Annotated in this window: 19 protein-coding genes; 6 read left to right on the top strand and 13 right to left on the bottom strand. The window is 47.9% G+C overall.

What is annotated here, in order from left to right:
* The first annotated feature begins 60 nt into the window (after window positions 1-60).
* Entirely contained in the window at window positions 61-924 is an 864-nt protein-coding gene (locus BLU87_RS10080; RefSeq protein ID WP_092347659.1) for an aminotransferase class IV, read from the top strand.
* A 9-nt stretch (window positions 925-933) separates the two neighbouring features.
* Window positions 934-1,815 (top strand): RluA family pseudouridine synthase, encoded by an 882-nt coding sequence (locus tag BLU87_RS10085; protein ID WP_092347662.1) that lies wholly within the window; start codon window positions 934-936, stop codon window positions 1,813-1,815.
* A gap of 37 nt (window positions 1,816-1,852) precedes the next feature.
* Here BLU87_RS10085 and BLU87_RS10090 read toward each other — a convergent pair whose 3' ends face one another.
* Window positions 1,853-2,575, bottom strand: coding sequence for a hypothetical protein (locus BLU87_RS10090; protein ID WP_092347665.1), 723 nt, complete (start codon window positions 2,573-2,575; stop codon window positions 1,853-1,855).
* A 229-nt stretch (window positions 2,576-2,804) separates the two neighbouring features.
* On the opposite strand from BLU87_RS10090, the gene BLU87_RS10095 reads away from it, so the two are divergent.
* Entirely contained in the window at window positions 2,805-4,046 is a 1,242-nt protein-coding gene (locus BLU87_RS10095) for a tetratricopeptide repeat protein (RefSeq protein ID WP_092347668.1), read from the top strand.
* Between the two features lie 33 nt (window positions 4,047-4,079).
* On the opposite strand, the gene BLU87_RS10100 is transcribed toward BLU87_RS10095, so the two are convergent.
* Window positions 4,080-4,826 (bottom strand): SDR family oxidoreductase, encoded by a 747-nt coding sequence (locus BLU87_RS10100; RefSeq protein WP_092347671.1) that lies wholly within the window; start codon window positions 4,824-4,826, stop codon window positions 4,080-4,082.
* A 119-nt stretch (window positions 4,827-4,945) separates the two neighbouring features.
* On the opposite strand from BLU87_RS10100, the gene BLU87_RS10105 reads away from it, so the two are divergent.
* Window positions 4,946-5,758, top strand: coding sequence for a ZIP family metal transporter (locus tag BLU87_RS10105; protein ID WP_092347674.1), 813 nt, complete (start codon window positions 4,946-4,948; stop codon window positions 5,756-5,758).
* A gap of 48 nt (window positions 5,759-5,806) precedes the next feature.
* Here BLU87_RS10105 and BLU87_RS10110 read toward each other — a convergent pair whose 3' ends face one another.
* From BLU87_RS10110 to BLU87_RS10135, 6 genes are all read right to left on the bottom strand, one after another.
* Window positions 5,807-6,151: a LapA family protein gene (locus BLU87_RS10110; RefSeq protein WP_092347677.1), complete on the bottom strand. Its 345-nt coding sequence runs from the start codon at window positions 6,149-6,151 to the stop codon at window positions 5,807-5,809.
* A gap of 212 nt (window positions 6,152-6,363) precedes the next feature.
* Window positions 6,364-7,818 (bottom strand): DegQ family serine endoprotease, encoded by a 1,455-nt coding sequence (locus BLU87_RS10115; protein ID WP_092347680.1) that lies wholly within the window; start codon window positions 7,816-7,818, stop codon window positions 6,364-6,366.
* Window positions 7,819-7,982: 164 nt separating this feature from the next.
* Window positions 7,983-9,344 (bottom strand): sigma-54-dependent transcriptional regulator, encoded by a 1,362-nt coding sequence (locus tag BLU87_RS10120; RefSeq protein ID WP_245706448.1) that lies wholly within the window; start codon window positions 9,342-9,344, stop codon window positions 7,983-7,985.
* On the bottom strand, window positions 9,344-10,822 hold the full coding sequence (locus BLU87_RS10125) for a sensor histidine kinase (RefSeq protein ID WP_092347686.1): 1,479 nt from the start codon (window positions 10,820-10,822) through the stop codon (window positions 9,344-9,346). Before BLU87_RS10125 ends, BLU87_RS10120 begins: the two co-directional genes overlap by 1 nt.
* 149 nt (window positions 10,823-10,971) lie before the next feature.
* Complete coding sequence (gene tatC, locus BLU87_RS10130; protein ID WP_092347688.1) at window positions 10,972-11,745, bottom strand: twin-arginine translocase subunit TatC; 774 nt, start codon at window positions 11,743-11,745, stop codon at window positions 10,972-10,974.
* Window positions 11,738-12,085 (bottom strand): twin-arginine translocase TatA/TatE family subunit, encoded by a 348-nt coding sequence (locus BLU87_RS10135; protein WP_217637483.1) that lies wholly within the window; start codon window positions 12,083-12,085, stop codon window positions 11,738-11,740. The genes tatC and BLU87_RS10135 overlap by 8 nt, the downstream gene beginning before the upstream one ends.
* Window positions 12,086-12,316: 231 nt before the next feature.
* Between BLU87_RS10135 and nadA the strand changes: the two genes are divergently transcribed.
* Window positions 12,317-13,234, top strand: a complete 918-nt coding sequence (gene nadA / locus BLU87_RS10140; RefSeq protein ID WP_092347810.1) for a quinolinate synthase NadA — start codon at window positions 12,317-12,319, stop codon at window positions 13,232-13,234.
* Between the two features lie 59 nt (window positions 13,235-13,293).
* On the opposite strand, the gene BLU87_RS10145 is transcribed toward nadA, so the two are convergent.
* The 4 genes from BLU87_RS10145 to BLU87_RS10160 are packed head-to-tail and all read right to left on the bottom strand — an operon-like array spanning window position 13,294 to window position 16,224.
* Window positions 13,294-13,662, bottom strand: a complete 369-nt coding sequence (locus tag BLU87_RS10145) for a hypothetical protein (protein ID WP_092347693.1) — start codon at window positions 13,660-13,662, stop codon at window positions 13,294-13,296.
* Window positions 13,663-13,704: 42 nt separating this feature from the next.
* Entirely contained in the window at window positions 13,705-14,448 is a 744-nt protein-coding gene (locus tag BLU87_RS10150; protein ID WP_092347696.1) for a glutamine amidotransferase, read from the bottom strand.
* 49 nt (window positions 14,449-14,497) lie between these two features.
* Window positions 14,498-14,863 carry a SpoIIAA family protein gene (locus tag BLU87_RS10155; RefSeq protein WP_092347699.1) on the bottom strand — a complete coding sequence of 122 codons (366 nt, stop codon included), beginning with the start codon at window positions 14,861-14,863 and terminating at the stop codon, window positions 14,498-14,500.
* An 8-nt stretch (window positions 14,864-14,871) separates the two neighbouring features.
* Window positions 14,872-16,224, bottom strand: coding sequence for an NAD(P)/FAD-dependent oxidoreductase (locus BLU87_RS10160; RefSeq protein WP_092347702.1), 1,353 nt, complete (start codon window positions 16,222-16,224; stop codon window positions 14,872-14,874).
* Between the two features lie 377 nt (window positions 16,225-16,601).
* Between BLU87_RS10160 and BLU87_RS10165 the strand changes: the two genes are divergently transcribed.
* Complete coding sequence (locus BLU87_RS10165; RefSeq protein WP_092347705.1) at window positions 16,602-17,834, top strand: DUF3300 domain-containing protein; 1,233 nt, start codon at window positions 16,602-16,604, stop codon at window positions 17,832-17,834.
* A 158-nt stretch (window positions 17,835-17,992) separates the two neighbouring features.
* Here the strand turns inward: BLU87_RS10165 and trhA are convergent, their stop codons facing one another.
* On the bottom strand, window positions 17,993-18,682 hold the full coding sequence (gene trhA, locus BLU87_RS10170) for a PAQR family membrane homeostasis protein TrhA (RefSeq protein WP_092347708.1): 690 nt from the start codon (window positions 18,680-18,682) through the stop codon (window positions 17,993-17,995).
* Window positions 18,683-18,711 lie beyond the last annotated feature (29 nt).

An 18,711-nucleotide genomic window follows, 5' to 3' on the forward strand; every position in this document is an offset into this window, starting at 1 on the left:
CGTTTAACCACATGATTTTAGCTGTGCTTCAGGTCTACAATTAACTCCGGGAACAGGATAATGAGTGACGTCTATTTAAATGGTAAATTTGTTAACAGTGATTTGGCCAAAGTTTCAGTTTTTGACCAGGGTTTTCTCTATGGTGATGGCATCTTTGAAAGTTTTCGCTCCGTTAAGGGGAAGCTGTACCAGTTCTCCAAACATTATCAGCGTTTGGTGCAGTCTGCAGAAGCGCTCTCGTATCCGCTGGCTTTTACTCAGCAACAGTTAGAGGAGATTCTCTTGACCCTCTGTGAACGCAATGGCTGGAAGAATGCCTATTACCGGATCACGATCACACGAGGCAAGGGACAGATTGGCTTTCAACGTGATATGGACAACGATTTAACCTGTTTCATTGTTGGGCGCGAATTTCAGGGACTTGACGATGAGTATTATCAGCAGGGGATTAAGGTGAAAGTGGCACAGACCAGAAGAAACGCACCGGAGGCGATCAGCCCTAAAATTAAGTCGATCAGTAACCTCAACAGCCTGCTTGGGAAATTAGAAGCAAAAGCACTGGGAACCTTCGAGGTTATTATGTTGAACAACAAAGAGCATATTTGTGAAGGTTCGGCCTCCAACATTTTCTGGACCCGTGATCAGTGGGTTTTTACCCCCGGAGCATCGACGGGATTGTTGGAGGGGGTGACACGCTCAACAATTATGCGCCTGTGTGAAGAAGAGCTGAACCTGCGGGTAATCAGTGGAGAATTTAAATTGCAGGATTTGCAATTTTCCGATGAAGTTTTTATCACTTCAACGTCTCTGGAGGTGATTCCTGTGGTTCAAGTTGATGCCTTTACTATCAATCAAGGCCAGGTGGGTCCGATCGCCAAACGGCTACGGCAAGAGTTGCACCGGGATATGGAGAAACGGAGTTGAGGAGAGATCATGCCTGAATTTATTGTACCAGCTACAGGCGCTGGCCTGAAAGCGGAACTTTTTTTGCAGGAGGTCATTCCTGCTGCCCCTGTCGGTTATTTACGGCAGTTGTTTAAGAAGGGGAAAGTAAAAAGTGATGACGCTACTATTTCGGCCAATGACTCGTTGACCGTTGGAGCTAGAATATCTGTCCCTGACAGTGCGCGTATCCACGAGTTGCTGACGGCTCCACAGCGTTCGGCCCCTAAGATTGATATTCTTTATGAATCACGGGAGATTCTGATTGTGAATAAGCCTGCCGGATTGGCTATCCACACCAGTCATGGCCATGAGCGCGATAACCTGACTGATCGGGTAGCTGAATTTTTGCTCCATCGAGGAGATAAATTCCATGCTGCCCCGGTACAACGTTTGGATCTGGAGACGTCCGGGCCGGTATTGTTTGGCAAGGGGAAGAAAAGTTGCTCTGAACTGGGAAAACTGTTCATGCAAGGCGAAGTGGTAAAAATCTATTTGGCGCTGGTGAATGGGAAGTTGCTGGGCCGGGGGGATCTGCAGAGTGATATTCCTGCTAAAGGAAAATTGAAGACCGCCAAAACCAGCTACCAAACGTTAATCAGCAATGACATTGCGTCATTGCTGGAACTGCAACTCCATACGGGACGGCAACATCAGATCCGGCGCCAATTTGCTGATGCCGGACATCCTCTTTATGGTGATAAACGCTATAAGGGGCCCTGTCCAAGACCACTTCATCGGTTGTTTCTCCACTGTCGGAGTCTGGCTTTTGTGGATCCGTTCAGTCAGGAACGGGTCACGGTAAGCGCTCCTCTGCCAAAGGATCTATCCCGTTTTTTGCCACAAGTGGACATTGTTCTGCCGGGGCACTAGGTGTTTTTTCGGTTGTGATCTGCCGGACAGGGTCCCACTAAATTGACAGGTCAATCTGTTTATCCGCGTACAGTGCATAGCTCTGGTCAGGACGTTGATAGAGAATGACTCTACGACCGGCTTCATCGACTTCACTGATGGCCACAAGAACACTGATATCCAGTTTTAATCGCTGATCGCTTTCTAGTGTCTTCCGAAAGTCGAGTCGGAGGCGGTTCTTATCCGTGATAAAGCGTCCGTTTTGTTTTAGCTGATCAGCCATTGCATCGGTTGTGAGGGTGGCATGTATGGGTAAGTTTTGGAAACGCAGGTTGTATTCATTAAGACCCGCAATGAAGATCGGAAAAAAATTATCTGCCTCAGATAGGCTGTGCCCCGCCCCGATGTCGGGACCGGCAGGACGTTGTCGTATCTGCTGGAACAGCTCATCAATTTCTTGCAACGAAATTTTTAATTGTAGCAGTTGGTCAAGCAACTCATTTTCCGCAATCGCTAGACCAAGATCATGCAGCTCACTCTCGGTGGTGAGATAATCAACCCGGATAATAGTCGCGGTCTGTTTGAGCTTATCGATGAGCGAGCGCATGGCCATGAACCGCCGCGTCGCCTGATCATCCTTGTCGGCACGTTTTTCGTGTTGTGGGTGGGACGATTCTTCCCGTGGTTGTTGTGGGTCGATCCGAGGATATGCGGGGACAGGTTCGACTTCTCTGCTTATCTGGTAGGCATGGATACCGCCTACGCGGAGATTCGTAGCCATTTTCAATCCTTCCATGGATTATGCTGCGATGAATGCTGTTTATCGTGACCTCTCATCTATTTATCGGCGTGAATAGCGAAAAACTTTAATCAGCCAGGGTTGACCACCGCCCGTTGTTGAGTAAAGTAGCAGAAACAGCAGTTTCCATGATATATTTATTTCCCTTCTTCTTTGATCTGCAGCCATACCCGTTGAACTTGAAATCAACTTATTGCGCGGAGCGGACCCCATGAAAAACGGAAAACAAGGTCAATCCCCACTGCCCGACCGGACTGCGACCAAAAAACTGTACGCAGAGCTAAGGCCTGAATACGAATTGCTGCTCTATAATATCTATCAGCAAATGCACACCCTTGCTGAAGAAGAGGGGCTGTCGCTAACGCTTAAATACCGGGTCAAGGGTTTTGACAGCTATTGTGAGAAACTCGTCCGCCTCCATAAGTTGCAGGGGAGTGAAATGCTCCAGATTACTGATCTTCTTGGGCTCAGAATCGTCTGCCCTTTTTTGGAGGAGCTGGAGATAATAGAGAAGTTGATAGCACAAAAATTTGAAATTCTGGAAATGGAGCATAAGGCCGAGCAGCATTCCTTCAGCGAATTTGGCTACGACTCTGTTCATCTGTTGATCAAGACCCCCTCTTTTGCTGGCAAGGAGAGGCTTCCTCATAGCTGTGATGTTTGTGAGATTCAACTGCGTACGATTCTCCAAGATGCTTGGGCAGAGGTCGAGCACGAACTGGTCTACAAGTCCGATATCGGCATGCCAAACCACTCTATCCGTCGCAAACTCGCCTCACTCAACGCATCATTGACGTTGTCAGATCTGATCTTTCAAGAGATTCGTGACTATCAGAAAGAGATCCGTCAGCGCGGCTTGAAATGCCGTCAGGAGGTTGAGACAATATCTTGTGGCTATCATAGTATTGACATCGCTCAGCTCCCTGATGTGGATGATGGGGGAGGGGACAAAGAGATTCCTATTCCAGAACATCTGTCGTCAGACAAGCTGGAAAAACTGATGTTTGGGGCTTTGGAAGCGCATAGCAATAACCGGTTTAGAAAAGCAATCAACCTTTACAGTGCTGCCTTAAAGATAAAGCTCGATCCCGCCATTCGATCTCTGGTTTATAATCATCGCGGTATGGCTCTGTTCGCTTTAGCTGAGTACAATAAGGGGCTGGAAGATTTCAATAAGTCGATTGAGTATAACAATGAAAATGCACGTGCCTGGACAAATCGTGGATTGGCCTACCGGGTGCTGGAGAAATTTGATCTATCGCTTGAAAACTATGATCGAGTCATTGCCATGAACCCCCAGCAATACGAAGGTTACTGGGGGCGGGCACAGACCTGTTTTGAGATGAAACTCTTCAGTCGAGCGCTCAATGATTGTCATAAAACCATTGAGCGTAAAGCCGACTTTACACCGGCTTTAGAGTTAGAGAAAGCGCTCCGCAGGCAGCTCTTTTAAGCCGCTTTAACGTTCCAACAAGAGTAATCGCGGCTATTTGTCGTGGCGGTGAATAGCAAACGGTCCCCAAGCTTGATCGACGGGCATCATCTCGATCACATTAATATTGACATGTGCCGGGCGGTTGACGATCCAGAAAACTGTCTCGGCAATATCTTCAGGACGTAAAGCCTCCGTTCCCTGATAGACCTTGGCGGCTTGTTCAATATCACCTTTAAAGCGGACATTGGAAAATTCACTTTCAGCCATGCCCGGAGCGACATTGGTGACTCGCACCTTGCTGCCAAGCAGGTCGGAACGTAGGTTACGGCTGAATTGTTTGACAAACGCTTTGGTGCCGCCATAGACGTTTCCGCCGGGATATGGCCAGCTACCAGCGGTAGAACCAATGTTGACAATATGGCCACTATCGCGTGAAACCATCTGTGGTAGCAGGGCACGAGTGCAGTACATCAGCCCTTTGATATTGGTATCGACCATGGTCTCCCAATCGTCAATATCCACCGCCCATGAAGGTTCCAGTCCCAGAGCCAGACCGGCATTATTCAGGAGCACATCGACATCAGTCAACGAACCCAGCTTTGCAAATACTTGCTCCCGGTCGCGGACATCCAGAGTCATGGTTGTGAGTACGGCTTCACCCAACTGTTGTTGCAGTTGTTCCAAACGGCCAGTTCGTCGACCTGTCAAAATCAGTTGCCAACCCTGAACTGCAAAATGTTCTGCACAAGCTTTTCCAAAACCGGAAGTGGCCCCAGTGATTAAAATCGTCTTTTTCATGAATGTCTCCTTCTGTAGAAATGCAGTCGTGACAGGAAGATAATAACCTCGTTAATAATTTATGCTAAGCTGTTTTTTGACTCAAGTAACTTTCATATCATTCTTAAGAGGGATCTAAAATGTTTGAAGCTCTATTATCTCTTCACCCTGTCTGGCAAGCCTTTTTTGCAACTCTTTTCACTTGGGCAATGACGGCATTGGGTGCTGGAGCCGTTTATCTGCAACAAGAGCCGACGCGTAAAACTCTTGACCTCATGCTTGGATTTGCTGCCGGAGTGATGATAGCGGCAAGTTATTGGTCTTTGCTTGCACCAGCTCTGGTGATGGCAGAAGGAAAAGCATTGCCGGCATGGCTGGTGGTCGCTCTTGGTTTTCTCTGCGGAGGCGGTTTTCTCCGTTTGATTGATAAATTTCTTCCCCATCTGCATTTGAATATGCCGATGTCAGAAGCCGAGGGGGTAAAAACAAACTGGCCGCGCAGTACCTTAATGGTCCTTGCAATCACCATGCACAATATCCCTGAAGGGTTAGCTGTGGGGGTCGCATTTGGTGCCGTTGGCGCCGGTTTTCAAGAAGCATCAATGGCTGGAGCCATCGCGTTAGCGCTTGGCATTGGTATCCAGAACTTTCCTGAAGGGTTGGCCGTTTCAGTCCCTTTACGCCGGGATGGTTTATCACGTCATCGGAGTTTTATGGTGGGACAATTTTCCGGGATGGTAGAAATTGTTGCTGGCGTTGCCGGGGCGGCTCTGGTTTTTATCGCTCAGCCTATCCTCCCTTTTTCCCTTGCTTTTGCTGCCGGAGCCATGATTTTTGTTGTGGTAGAAGAAGTTATCCCTGAATCACAGCAGGGGGGACACACCGATACGGCAACCTTTGGAACCATGGTCGGGTTTACGGTGATGATGATACTGGACGTGGCGCTTGGGTAGCTACCACGAAGCATCACCCTGCACTTGATGACTAAAGCGATCTCAAGTTTATAGCTGCTCCTCTTCTTGAGGTTTCATTGGTGGCTCGGCCGTTGGTTGCTCTTGTTCTTGGGGGAGTTTTTCCTGCTGTTTTTTGAGTTTATCTTGTTCTTTCTTGATTTTTCTTGCTTGCTTTTCAGCTTTTTTCTGTTGGTTCTTGCCTTTGTTTTTCCAAGTATAACTAAGGATGAGCCCTAAAGCGATTCCGATCAGGAGCGAAGAGAGAACCAACAGTGCCTGGGAAACATCATATTCCCACTTAAGGAAAATGATGGGTACCCGAGCGCTATTTTGTACAACATAGGTCAGCATCAGAGTCAGAAGTGCCAGCCCGGTGAATAACTTTAATTTCATTTTTCACTCTCCCTGTGGATTGTATACAGATATATCTCTACGCAGATATAAAACAAATCTCAAGTGTTTGCAGTAAAAAAACACAGTTGCAGTGATTTGGACAAAAAAAGGGGGAACCCTGCTGGTTCCCCGAGATGGACGTAGGAGGTAACGCCCAATAATCTATGTATTGATCCCTTGGTGCTGAGCAGAGCACCAAGGGATCGGGGTGATTATTCCTCTAACTTCAGTGCCAGGTAGCGGTTAGCTTCACCTTGCCGTACCAACAGGAGAACCGTCTTCTTGTGAGTCTCCTTGATCGCTGCCTTGACCTCTTCAGGCGTCTTGACTTGATGGCGGTTGACCTCTTCAATCAAGTTCCCCCGCTGAATTCCAGCACGTTGAGCGATTGAACCTGATTCAACGGCAGTGACGAGTACGCCGTCTGCATTGTCATAACCAAATTGCGCGGCCAGTTCTGGAGTCAGTTTTTGCAGTTTCATCCCTAATTCAGGGAGGTTGTCGCTGCTGATGGGATGACCGTTTTCGTCAGCTTCAAGCAGTCCGATAGTCGCTTTGATTTTTTTCTTTTTGCCGTCACGAAGGACGACAAACTCAACTTGAGTTCCCGGACGGGTCATGGCGATCTTGTTGCGGAAGGTTGCAACTTTATCTACCTTGCTTCCATCCAGTTGTAAAATAACATCACCCTGTTGCAGTCCCGCTTTGTCTGCGGCTGAATCTTCCAGTACTTGAGCGATGAGAATACCGTCACGTTGATCGATCTCAAAAGACTCGGCTAACTCTTTTGTCAGATCCTGAATCAGGACTCCAAGACGCCCTCGAGTGACACTTCCGTGTTCGATCAACTGTTGCTGAATATCAGCAGCCATGTTGATTGGGATGGCAAAGCCAATCCCCATATAGCCACCGCTCCGGCTGAAGATGGCAGAATTCATCCCCACCACTTCACCATCTAAATTGACTAGTGGTCCGCCAGAATTTCCGGGGTTGATTGCCGCATCGGTTTGAATAAAGTTCTCAAAATCATTGAGGCCAATGCCACTTCGCCCTTTGGCGCTAACGATCCCAGCGGTCAACGTGTGTGACAGTCCAAAAGGATTACCAAATGCCAGAACCCAATCGCCAACTTCCATCAGGTCCGAATTACCAAGGGGTAAAAACGGAAGTTTTTCTTTGGCATCGATTTTGATCAGGGCAACATCCGTGGGGGGATCGGTGCCAATAATCTTGGCGTCAAATTCACGCCCGTCAAGCAGTTGAACCGAAATCTTGTCGGCATCATTAACGACGTGGTTATTGGTCATGATGTAGCCATCAGCCGAGATAATGAAACCCGAACCCTGTCCAGATGCCCGCCGTTTTGGAGTTTGCTGAGGTGAATTTTGCTGTGGAATCTGGCCAAAAAACCGACGCATGAATTCATCACCAAAGGGTGTTCCTTCAAACGGGTTTCCAGTGACGCTCTGTTGGGTGACCTCTTTTTCAACTTGAATGAATACGACTGCTGGAGAAACTTTTTTGGCAACACTACGGAACGCTTTTCCGGTTTTACGTAAATTTTCTAAACCAGCTTCTTGGGCGCTGGCGATTCCAGCGAATAATGATGTACTTAAAATAAATGCAATCAAAGTTGCAGAGACAATTGAAAATAAACGTTTTGACATAAGATTAATCTCCTGTTGAAATATGTTCAGCAACTATAATCTCTGCAGAGATTATGCCAAGTATTAATGATGGAAAATCGGCAGGTTGGTCGGATAGGAGGCGGGGCAATATGTCCCTGTGGGGCAAATTGCCCCAAAATTGGGCTTTGCAGCGTGTTGAGATTCTAGTCTTTTAGTTTTCGATAAAGGGTTTTGCGATCGACTCCCAGTAACCGGGCTGCCAGACTTTGGTTTCCTCCCAGTTGATCAAGGACTTGATGAATGTAGCGACTTTCCATCTCATCCAAAGTGAGAATCGTCCCTGGATCGATGAGACTGGCAGGTAGTGGTGTCGTTCCACCGGGATGTCTGATCTGTTCAGGAAGATCTTCGATGGTTAATTGATCATGGAGGGTTAACGCCAGCGCCCGCTCAATGACATTCCGGAGTTCCCGCACGTTTCCCGGCCAATGATAAGCCAGTAAGCAGGCAGCAGCGGGTTGTGCCAGACCATTGACTGACTTGTTAAAGCGTTGACTGAGCTGTTTGATAAACTGTAAGGCCAGCAATAAAATATCGTTGCCCCGATCGCGTAACGGAGGCAGTCCCAAGGGGATGACATTGAGACGGTAATAAAGGTCGCTGCGAAAACGTCCGGCAACGACGGCTTCTTCTAAATCGCGGTGGGTGGCGGCTAAGATACGGACATCACAGGCTGTTTCACTGCTGCCTCCGAGTGGCCGCACCTTGTGGTCTTCCAGCACCCGCAACAACTTGGGTTGTAACGCCAGAGGCAGCTCTGCGATCTCATCCAGAAGCAGAGTACCACCAGTCGCCTCAACAAATAATCCTTTGCGTTGCTCTTTGGCATCCGTAAAGGCCCCTTTCACATGGCCGAAAAGTTCACTTTCAAGCAAGTTTTCTGGCAAGGCGGCGCAATTTATGGCGATAAAAGGGCCTTCACTTCGCTGACTCTGGTGGTGTAGAGCGCGAGCTACCAGTTCTTTTCCGGTGCCACTTTCTCCGGTAATAAGGACTGAAGTCTCCAGATCGGCAATGCGCGTGATCTGTTCTTTGATTTTCAGGAACGCCGGGCTTTCACCAAGCATTTCATCATCGGAGCGTTGCCGACGCACCTGATTATTCAGCAGACGGACCTTCTCTTGCAAGTGGCGATGTTGCAGGGCGCGATCCAATGAAATGCTGAGCAGATCAAGGTCAACCGGTTTCGTAACAAAGTCGTAAGCACCTGCTCTGAGGGCTCCTATCGCGGTATCAAGACTACCAAAAGCGGTCATGATGACGACGGGGAGGTCGGGACGATTGTCTTTGAGTTCGGCGCAGAAATCGATACCATTGATCCCTGGCATGTTGAGGTCGGTCAAGACGATGTCAACTTCTTGTTTGTGCAGTAGCGCCTGAGCATCGACAACCTTAAGAGAGGTTATCACCTGATGTCCACGACGACTGAGGTCCTCTTCGAGGAGTTCACATAACGCCCGGTCATCGTCAACAATAAGAATTTTTCCTGGTAGCCTACTTTCCACTATGCGTGTTCTCCTTCTGATGGGTCAGGAAGATAAATGCTGAAACAGCTCCCTTGCTCCGGGATACTGTCAACAGCAATCCAGCCCCCATGTTCTTCGATAATACCGTGTGCGATTGATAACCCGAGACCGGTTCCCTGGCCGATGTCCTTCGTCGTGAAGAACGGATCAAAAATTTTCTTCAAAGTCTCGGCATCCATCCCTTTTCCCTGATCCTTGACCTGAAGGCAAGCCCAGTGAGTTTGCTTGGTTGCAAGGGTATCGGGGGGGACGACGTTGGACGTCGTGAAGCTGCTCAAGGTTACGTGGCCGCCGGATGACATAGCTTGAATCCCATTGAGAGTCAAATTTAGTACCACCTGCTGTAACTGACCCGGGTCGGCAAACACGGGTTGCGATTGCTCAGCATTGTCGACAAGCAGTTCAACCCCATGTTCACGGGCTGTTGGTTCCAATAATGATTGAATCGAGCGGAGTAGCGTGTTCAGATCAACAGTCTGCTTTTTAGCCTCCCCGCGGCGGGCAAAGCTAAGCAACTGGCGTATGATTTCCGTCATCCGTTCCGCTTGTTCACCGATGATTCCTGCTGACCGGAAAATATCATCGGTCTTCATTCCGGCACGGCCAATCATCTTCGCCCGTCCGGAAATGACATTCAGAGGCGTCCCCAGTTCATGGGCGATCCCTGCCGATAGTTGTCCCAAGGTTGCTAATCGTTCGGTATGGCGCAGTTTTTCCAAAGCCTCAAATTTTTCATTCGTCGCGATCTGTTCGGCCTCACGCGCTTCAGCCAGCTGTCCACGCATGCGCTCGATGGTACTGGAGAGCTCTGATATTTCGCCACTGCCAGGCAGATTGATACTGGTTGACAGGTCTCCGGTGCCGATCCGTTCTGCCTGTGCACGTAATTTTTGCATCGGTCGGTCGATCCAGATACTCCCCAAAACCCCCATAAAAAGTACCCCGGAAATAACGGATACGCCAACCACTACTGCCGATCGACGTAGACTTTCTTGAACATAATCATGCATCTCATCCATCGACTCAGACAGTTCAATTGCCCCTACGCGCCCATCAGCTGTGATCAAGGGGAGATAAGTCAGGAGGAAATCTTTACCATCAGGGGATCCCGCCAGCAATGCCACCGTCTCTTCGTGAAACAGCTCTCCGAGCTGCTCAACCGGGACGCGGGGTTGATATTGAGGTAGAGGATCTCCTTCAATCCAGACCCAGCGGACCAACGTCTGCTGATAATCCTGATTCGCCCGTTTCAGGAAGGCGATAGCGACCTCTTCACCACGCTGTTGCCAGAGTTCGGTGACGAGAAAACGTAAACTCTCACCGATATGGCGTGATTCACGACTGAGGTTTTTCTTCAGCTGCTCCCTCTCGCGTTGAATTGAGAAGTAGCTGTAAGCAGAAAAAACCAGTGCAACGCCGAGGAGAACAGCAAAAGTGATTTTGACGGTTAAGCGCATAAAATTTCTCTTTGCTAGGGAATGCTGACAGGTTTTAATCTTGCGTTGCTACGCTCAGGTTGTCAAGCAGCAGAAATTTTCAGAAACAATAAAGGCCCGATCAGAACGACCGGGCCTTTATTGTTGATATCGGTAAGAAGATTGGAGGCCTAATCTTTATCCTCGTCGTCATCGTCATCTTCAATGTCGTCATCATCGACGCTTTTTTTCTTTCCGAACAGGCGGGCAACGATAATCCCTACTTCATATAAAACGATGAAAGGGACAGCGATAGATGCCTGTGAAAAGATGTCGGGAGGGGTTAACACGGCGCCCATGACAAAAGCTGACAATAGGGCGAACTTCCGATTTTTTGAAAGCCATTTGTGATCGACAACCCCCAGACGAGCGAGAAAGAAAATGACGATTGGCAGTTCAAACACTAACCCGAAGGCGATTAGTAAACGGGAAGCCAAAGTTAGGTAGGCTCCCATCGATAACATGGCGTTGATCCCCGCGACGTTGGTTCCGTAGGTGACCAAAAAAGAGAAGATCATGGGAAAGACAAAGGTAAAGCCGAAATAGGTTCCGGTTCCGAAACACAGGGAACTGAAAAACACAAAGGGTAAGGCGAGTCGTTTTTCATGACCATAAAGGGCAGGCGCGATAAAGTTCCAGACTTGCCAGATGATAATCGGAAACGCAACTACGAGTGCTGCGAGGGCAGAAACCTTAAGGATGGTAAAAAAGGGTTCCGTCGCATTGATAAAGACCAGTGAACTTCCCTCAGGCAAGGCTTGTCGAACAGGCTTGGCAATAAATTCAAAGAATTGTTCGCCAAAGCTGTAGCAACCAAGAAAGGCAATCAGCCAAGCTGAAGCAGAAATGACCAGTCGTTTGCGCAACTCACCCAAATGTTCAGATATCGCCATACCTTCAGACATTATCTTTTAACTCCACATCATCTTCTTCTGTTTTTTCCTGTTTTTCAGCCGCAACAATTGGAGCATCTTTGACCGATGTTTTGATAGACGTCTCGTCTGTCTCAGGGACAGGCGTCTCATCATCACTGTTATCTAGCGATTTTTTCTTGTTTAACGCAGCAACTTTCTGGTTATGACGCTTGTCTTCGGCTTTAATTTCCAAGTCAATGGTATTTTTTAGCTCATTTGTTGTCCGTTTGAATTCAGCAAAACCTTTGCCTAAAGAGCGAGCAAGCTCAGGGAGTTTCTTTGGTCCTAAGATAATCAATGCTAAAGCAGCAATGAGAACCATTTCTGTCATTCCGATTCCAAACATCTGAAATTCCTCTCGGGTTAAGCTATTATCAATGATTCGTTAGTAACTCGAAGATGGTTTTTCAAGTAACCGCAAAGCCCCTCAGCTTGGGGAGAATAGCCCTCTTGAAATTAACTGTCAAGCGCTCAGAGAAAGTGAAAAGATTGACATAATGTGGAGCGTTAGTCTACGATTTGTTCTCTTTTTTGAGCCTACAGATAAGGGTGAGTTCTGATGATGAGACAAAAAGAGTTACAGCAGAAAATTAAGCAGTTGGCTACCGACAAAGGTGCACTTCTTCTGGCACACAATTATGAACGTGATGAAATTCAGGAAATTGCTGATATTACAGGTGATTCACTGGCGTTGTCGATAGAAGCACAAAAAACGGACAAGCAGCTCATCGTTTTCTGTGGGGTCCATTTTATGGCTGAAAGTGCGGCAATCCTGTCACCGGAGAAAACGGTTTTGCTCCCACGTGCTGATGCTGGATGTCCGATGGCTGACATGGTGACTGTTGAAGGGTTGAAAGCTCTTAAAAAACAGCATCCTGATGCCACGGTTGTGACCTACGTCAATTCAAGTGCTGCAGTTAAGGCTGAGAGTGATATTTGCTGTACTAGCTCGAATGCGGTGAGTGTCGCCCGTTCTGTTGCCGCAAAAAAACTGTTGTTGGTTCCCGACCGTAACTTAGGGCGTTATATCGCCAAGAATGTTCCAGAAAAGGAGTGTATCTTCTGGGATGGTTATTGTGCGACTCACGATCGACTCAAGGTCGAAGACGTCGAACAGATCCAAGCCAGTCACCCCGATGCGCTATTTATGGTTCATCCGGAATGTCGGCCAGAGGTGCTGAATTTGGCCGATCACATTTGTTCAACCAGTGGTATGTATGAGTTTGCGGCTCACAATCCAGCCACAAAATTTATCGTTGGCACTGAAAATGGAATCCTTTGGCGACTGCGTAAAGAAAACCCCGATAAGCAGTTTATCATGGCTAATCGGGACATGATCTGTCCGACTATGAAGATGACCAGTCTTGAGGATGTGCTGCACTGCTTGGAAACCATGGAGACCCGGGTGACTGTCGCTGCAGATATCCGGATTAAAGCCAGGACAGCATTGGATAAAATGCTGGCTGTCCCTCGGGATTAATTAAATTTCTGAGAGATTGTCACTGCCGGTTTCCAGTACAACAATCAGGAGTCGTTGAACTACTGAACCGTTGATCCCGAGTTGTCCTTAGGAACCGACTCTGGAAAACTCTGCGCAATTTTCATCATTGCGGTTTCGACTTCCAGTTTCATTTTTGCAAAGCCATCGGGGCTGAGCTGCAACGTCTTCTCGTCCAGCCGTAACACCAAGCTATCTTCTTCAAGTTGTCTGAGCCCCTTGAGTAAAGCGAACTTGATTTTTTTTTCGTCGGTTGTATCTCCCACCATCTGGGTAAAGCGTTTGGCTAAATCAATGTTTTTTGTATTGATTAATTCGTCCTGGGGGAAAGAGACGTTCGCTTGCTTTACAATCTTGCTTAAGAAGAGATAAACGACTGTTTGCCATAAAGTTTTATTGTAAGAAGTCATAATAAATATCTAGATCCTTTTGTGTCACTGCCTGTTTAATGCTCAATTTTTCTGCTGTTCATCCGTGGTCAACTTTTCTTCCACAATGCGGGCAAAGTTTATGAGGGTTGTCGCAGCGATTGGTGTTTCGGCGACAGCGTTGATAATTGCTGCACTATTTCGACCCGTAGTTGCTAACTCTTCGGCCTGTTCCTGAACGTATGAGCGCATAATATCGCCATTGTATTCTGGATGAAACTGGACCCCCCAGGCACAGTCCCCAAGGCGAAAAGCATGATTGGGTTCAAAGTCGTTGCTTGCCAGGCAGATCGCTCCAGGTGGGAGAGATAGCACGGTCTGAGAATGGGTCGTATGAACCAAGAAAGACGTTGGGAGTGATTGAAATAAAGGATCGCTCACGCACTCTGGGTTGAGCTGGATGGAAACAGTGCCAATCTCTTTCCCCTGTGGATGAAAACCAACGTCTCCCCCTGTCGCCTGGGCGAGTAATTGATGTCCATAACAGATGCCGAAGAGGGGAACCTGGGCATCAAGAAGGGATGGGATCCATTGCTCAAGTTTAACACTCCACGGGAGATGGTCTGTGACCATCGCGTGTGAGCCTGTTATGACCACGCCTGCACATGCGTCCGCACGTGGAAGTTCAGCACCATGTTCAACGTCTAAAGAGCAGGTTTCGACCTTCACGACTCCAATCGCGTCTGTGGTCCATTTGTCAAAGTCGCCAAGATTTTGGGCCGTCGTGCCGAATGTGGTGCCAACTTTGATGATATATAACTTCTTCATCTTTTACCTTTACCCAACTTTTTGTCTAATGTCTGAAATAACCGCTCGCTTAATGTGATAACCAAGTTTCTGCTGCATCTTTTTGATCTCTATCAAAGGCTTTTATTTCCAGGCCTGGGAATAAAAATCCTTCAAATTCACTGACTTTTTTAAGCCATGTTTTATCTGTCAGTAGCGCGGCCCGGTCAAATTTTTTCAACAGTCCAAACAATGCCGGAAGACGCGAAAATTTCACGCTTATTGCGCCAAGGTTCGGAAGATGAAAGTCTATAATTTCGTAAAGTATTTTGCCATGTTCAATTTTATCTGCTTTACTGATAAAGTCGTCCAGAGCGATTTTCATCTCTTCAGTGCTTAACTTTCCGCTCAACTCAAGGTCCAGACGATTGACGCCATTTTCTACGATTTTAAACATAAAATCTCCTATGCGTGAATATTTTTTTCTGCTGGATCTTTTTCCATCGTGGTTTCCCTGTTTCCAGAACTCATCGCCTTGGTTATCTGGGTTGTTGATTGTCCAGTGATCAACCGAGCACTCTTGTTCAAAGAAAAATAACTTAAAACCCAGGCAAAGATGACTGATAATTTACTGCGAAACCCGATCAGCGGAAAAATATGCACCAAACTCCAGATCAGCCAGGCGAAAAAGCCACTGAAGTGTCGACCAGCGATAGCGGCTACGGCACGATTGCGCCCAATTGTTGCCATCGTCCCTTTATCGTGATATTCGAAGGCTGGTTGCTTCTTCCCTGCCAAGTGACTACAGATAGAGGCTGCAACATAGCGGCCCATCTGAATCGCCGCTGGAGCGACACCGGGAACCGGTTTTCCGGTCTTGCTGTTGCTGACATGGCTCAAATCGCCGATGACCATTATTTCGGCGTGGCCAGGGACGGAAAGGTCGTCTTCTACTAAAACCCGTCCCTGTCTATCAAGCTCAACATTAAGTGTTTCTGCCAACTTTGAGCCACGAACCCCAGCGGCCCAGATGACGTTTTTGGCCGGCAGGATTTCATCACCTATCTGGACCTCTCCTTCGCGCATTTCTGTGACCCTGCAATTGAGGCGAACCTGAACCCCCATCTTTTGTAGATCCCGTAATGCTTGCTCTCCTAGCTCTTTCGGCAGGGCCATCAACAGGCGATCTGCCGCTTCTACAAGAATAATCCGGGCGGTGGTGGTGTCTATATGGCGAAAATCTTTAGGAATGGTCTTGGCGGCGATTTCTTGCAGGGCGCCAGACATCTCAACCCCGGTGGGACCACCACCAACCACGACAAAGGTCAATTCTGCTTGCCGAGCTTGGTTGTCCGCTTCCCACTCCGCTGCTTCGTAAGCCAGTAAAACCCGTCGCCTTATTTCCAACGCATCGTCGACAGTTTTTAAACCCGGTGCCAGCTGTTCCCACGTGTCACGGCCGAAGTAGGAATGGGTGGCTCCCGTTGCCAGTACCAGATAATCGTAGGCGAGATCACCGTGTTGAAATTTGACCAGTTTGTTTTTGACATCAATACTGATGACGCGAGCTAAGATCACGCTGACATTTTGTTGCTTGCGGAGGATATTACGAATAGGCGCGGCAATATCTGCCGGCGACAAAGCTGCCGTCGCGACCTGGTAGAGAAGAGGTTGAAACAGATAATAATTATGTTGATCGGCCAATGTGATTTTGACATCAGCATCGGCAAGGCCTCTCGCACAATGTAATCCGGCGAAACCTCCACCAATGATCACAACATGTGGTTTTTTTTGCGATGACACATGGGCAGTGTCCATTTTTGTCCTCCTTGGTCTGGAAACTTTTGCTGCCGTTAATTCGCAGCTTGATCTTCCCTCTAACTATACAATATAGGACTGTAAGGCGGTTAGGTTTGGGGAAGATTTAGTTGCATTGATTCTCGTTTTGTCATGCCTCCAAAGGGGCTTCAGGACCTTTTTGAAAAGGTTGTGGGAGGTCTTTGTTTTGACCGCCTTTAGAGCCAGAGGGACTTAACTTAATTTAACAAACAGCAACTATGCCTTTTGCTATACTTGGTCTGTAGGTCGTTGAGATTGCATGGACTTTATGATGGTTGCAATCCTTCAATGACGTTCTGGGGATTCTCAATGAGCGCCCAAAATCGGTTGACCTCTTAGCCATTCAGGAGTTCGTTATGAAGACACACATCTTTAACAAAGGATTGAAACCGGTCTTTTTGATTTTTTTCTGCAGCATGATATTTCCTTTGTCCACTTTTGCGATAGAGGCGTCGGAGCAATCCCTCTCTGCTTCGTATAGCCCACAAGAGCTGACCCAGATGCTCGCGCCGATTGCGCTTTATCCTGACGCTTTGCTATCGCAGATTTTAATCGCGTCGACTTATCCCATAGAAGTGATTGAGGCCGATCGCTGGGTTAAAAAAAATTCTCACTTGCAAGGAGATCGGCTTGATGACGCCCTTTACGAAAAAAACTGGGATCCCAGTGTCCAGGCCTTATGTCATTTTCCGGACACATTGGCTCGGATGAGTGAGCAGATTACCGAAACCACCGATCTCGGTAACGCTTTTCTTGCTCAGGAAGTCGACGTTATGGAGACGGTTCAACTCCTGCGCAAGAAGGCTTATGCCGAGGGGAATCTTGCCACTAATAAGCAACAAAAGGTGATTGTGGAAAGGGAAACGATCGTCATTCGACCTGCTTATGCACAAATGATTTATGTCCCCTATTATGATCCGTACTCTGTTTACGGTTCCTGGTGGTATCCGACTCACCGCCCTCATGCCTGGGGGCCGTTGCCTAGCCGTTACGGTTTTGGGGTGTCATTTTATCCGGGAATCCATTTAAGTTTCGTTTTTGGCAGTTGGAGCTATTTCGATTGGCATCGGCACAATATTTATGTCGATCCTTACAAGCGACCACGTTTTGTCCGGAAACAACGGGGTGTCTCCAGGTACGCCTGGCGCCATCTTCCCAGTCATCGGCGTGGGGTCGCCTATCATGATAAACGGACCGCTCAAACTTACGGGCAAACGCTGCGCCGTTCACTTGAATCTCACCAAGTGCCTCGTGGAAATGTAAACGACCGTCAGGCGGTCCCACAGGTCAAGCGTAATGAAAATAATCGCCGGACAATACAGAAGCAGTCGCAGATGCCGTCGTCTGATCGTCGTGGGTCCAAGCAGCTACCGCAACGCCATTATGACAAATCGAAGCAGAATATTGATAAGGTGTCCCAAGGTAAAAGTTCAATGTCTCGTCAAAAACAGCCATCCACTTCACGGGAGGTGAGACAATCACCACAGATGCGCGTTCCTGTCGCTCAGAAGCTAAAAGGTGAGCCTAACTCAGGGCGTAATGGTGCGACAGATAAGCAATCAAGCCAGCGGGGAGGGCAGCGTAACTAGGATAATGGATGATGAATCAATGCGCAGCCTGTGGGAATGTGAGCGATTTTATTCCCTTGACGCAATCACAAATGCTGCTCGTTGTTATCTGATGAACGACCCGACCAGCAATGGTCTCTGGCAAAGATGCTGACGTTGTTGACGATGAGCATCATGGATTAAGCTGCATAGCGGTAAATTGCCACATAATGACATAAGGTCCCGGCCATGACGAAAAGATGCCATATAAAGTGGCTATATCTTAAACGAGCGTCAAGGGCAAAGAACACCACCCCAACTGTATAGGAAACTCCTCCAGCAACAAGCCACAATACACCTGGTATGGGTACGTGTGAGATGAAAGGCTTGAAGGCGATGACGATAATCCACCCCATAAGGAGATACAAGGTGGTAGAGATGATGGGATGGAGTTTTTTGTATATGACTTTGAGGGCGACACCGATTGCCGCTACCCCCCAAGTTGTCCCAAAAAGGCTCCAACCCCATGCTCCCCGAAATGCTCCAAGGGTGAATGGGGTGTAGGTTCCCGCAATAAGTAAAAATATCGCAGAATGATCAAAGACACGCAGGATTCGTTTGCCTTTACCATCGGTTGCCAGATGATAAAATGTCGATGCCGAATAGAGCAACACCATTGTTGCGCAAAAAATGCTCACCCCGACAATAAAAGCGGCATCACCAACCTGCGCTGCATGGATGATAAGGTACGGCGTTGCCAGAATAGCGGCAACCAACGCTGTCCCATGGCTAAGAGCGTTTGCAATCTCTTCTGTTCGTGATTGCTTTCGTTTTGGAATGACAAACAAGCGGTTCAATCGATGTTGTTCCTGAGATTTATAATAGTTCATTTCGCATGTAAATAAGTGTAAAGCCGATC

The organism is Desulfuromusa kysingii (assembly GCF_900107645.1).
GTDB lineage: Bacteria > Desulfobacterota > Desulfuromonadia > Desulfuromonadales > Geopsychrobacteraceae > Desulfuromusa > Desulfuromusa kysingii.

Coding starts and splice junctions, on each gene's coding strand:
- BLU87_RS10165 (WP_092347705.1), top strand. CDS start 16,602: ATGAAGACACACATCTTTAACAAAGGATTGAAACCGGTCTTTTTGATT.
- BLU87_RS10085 (WP_092347662.1), top strand. CDS start 934: ATGCCTGAATTTATTGTACCAGCTACAGGCGCTGGCCTGAAAGCGGAA.
- trhA (WP_092347708.1), bottom strand. CDS start 18,682: ATGAACTATTATAAATCTCAGGAACAACATCGATTGAACCGCTTGTTT.
- BLU87_RS10150 (WP_092347696.1), bottom strand. CDS start 14,448: ATGAAGAAGTTATATATCATCAAAGTTGGCACCACATTCGGCACGACG.
- BLU87_RS10145 (WP_092347693.1), bottom strand. CDS start 13,662: ATGACTTCTTACAATAAAACTTTATGGCAAACAGTCGTTTATCTCTTC.
- BLU87_RS10155 (WP_092347699.1), bottom strand. CDS start 14,863: ATGTTTAAAATCGTAGAAAATGGCGTCAATCGTCTGGACCTTGAGTTG.
- BLU87_RS10160 (WP_092347702.1), bottom strand. CDS start 16,224: ATGGACACTGCCCATGTGTCATCGCAAAAAAAACCACATGTTGTGATC.
- tatC (WP_092347688.1), bottom strand. CDS start 11,745: ATGTCTGAAGGTATGGCGATATCTGAACATTTGGGTGAGTTGCGCAAA.
- BLU87_RS10110 (WP_092347677.1), bottom strand. CDS start 6,151: ATGAAATTAAAGTTATTCACCGGGCTGGCACTTCTGACTCTGATGCTG.
- BLU87_RS10135 (WP_217637483.1), bottom strand. CDS start 12,085: ATGACAGAAATGGTTCTCATTGCTGCTTTAGCATTGATTATCTTAGGA.
- BLU87_RS10125 (WP_092347686.1), bottom strand. CDS start 10,822: ATGCGCTTAACCGTCAAAATCACTTTTGCTGTTCTCCTCGGCGTTGCA.
- BLU87_RS10105 (WP_092347674.1), top strand. CDS start 4,946: ATGTTTGAAGCTCTATTATCTCTTCACCCTGTCTGGCAAGCCTTTTTT.
- BLU87_RS10115 (WP_092347680.1), bottom strand. CDS start 7,818: ATGTCAAAACGTTTATTTTCAATTGTCTCTGCAACTTTGATTGCATTT.
- BLU87_RS10080 (WP_092347659.1), top strand. CDS start 61: ATGAGTGACGTCTATTTAAATGGTAAATTTGTTAACAGTGATTTGGCC.
- BLU87_RS10095 (WP_092347668.1), top strand. CDS start 2,805: ATGAAAAACGGAAAACAAGGTCAATCCCCACTGCCCGACCGGACTGCG.
- BLU87_RS10100 (WP_092347671.1), bottom strand. CDS start 4,826: ATGAAAAAGACGATTTTAATCACTGGGGCCACTTCCGGTTTTGGAAAA.
- BLU87_RS10090 (WP_092347665.1), bottom strand. CDS start 2,575: ATGGCTACGAATCTCCGCGTAGGCGGTATCCATGCCTACCAGATAAGC.
- nadA (WP_092347810.1), top strand. CDS start 12,317: ATGAGACAAAAAGAGTTACAGCAGAAAATTAAGCAGTTGGCTACCGAC.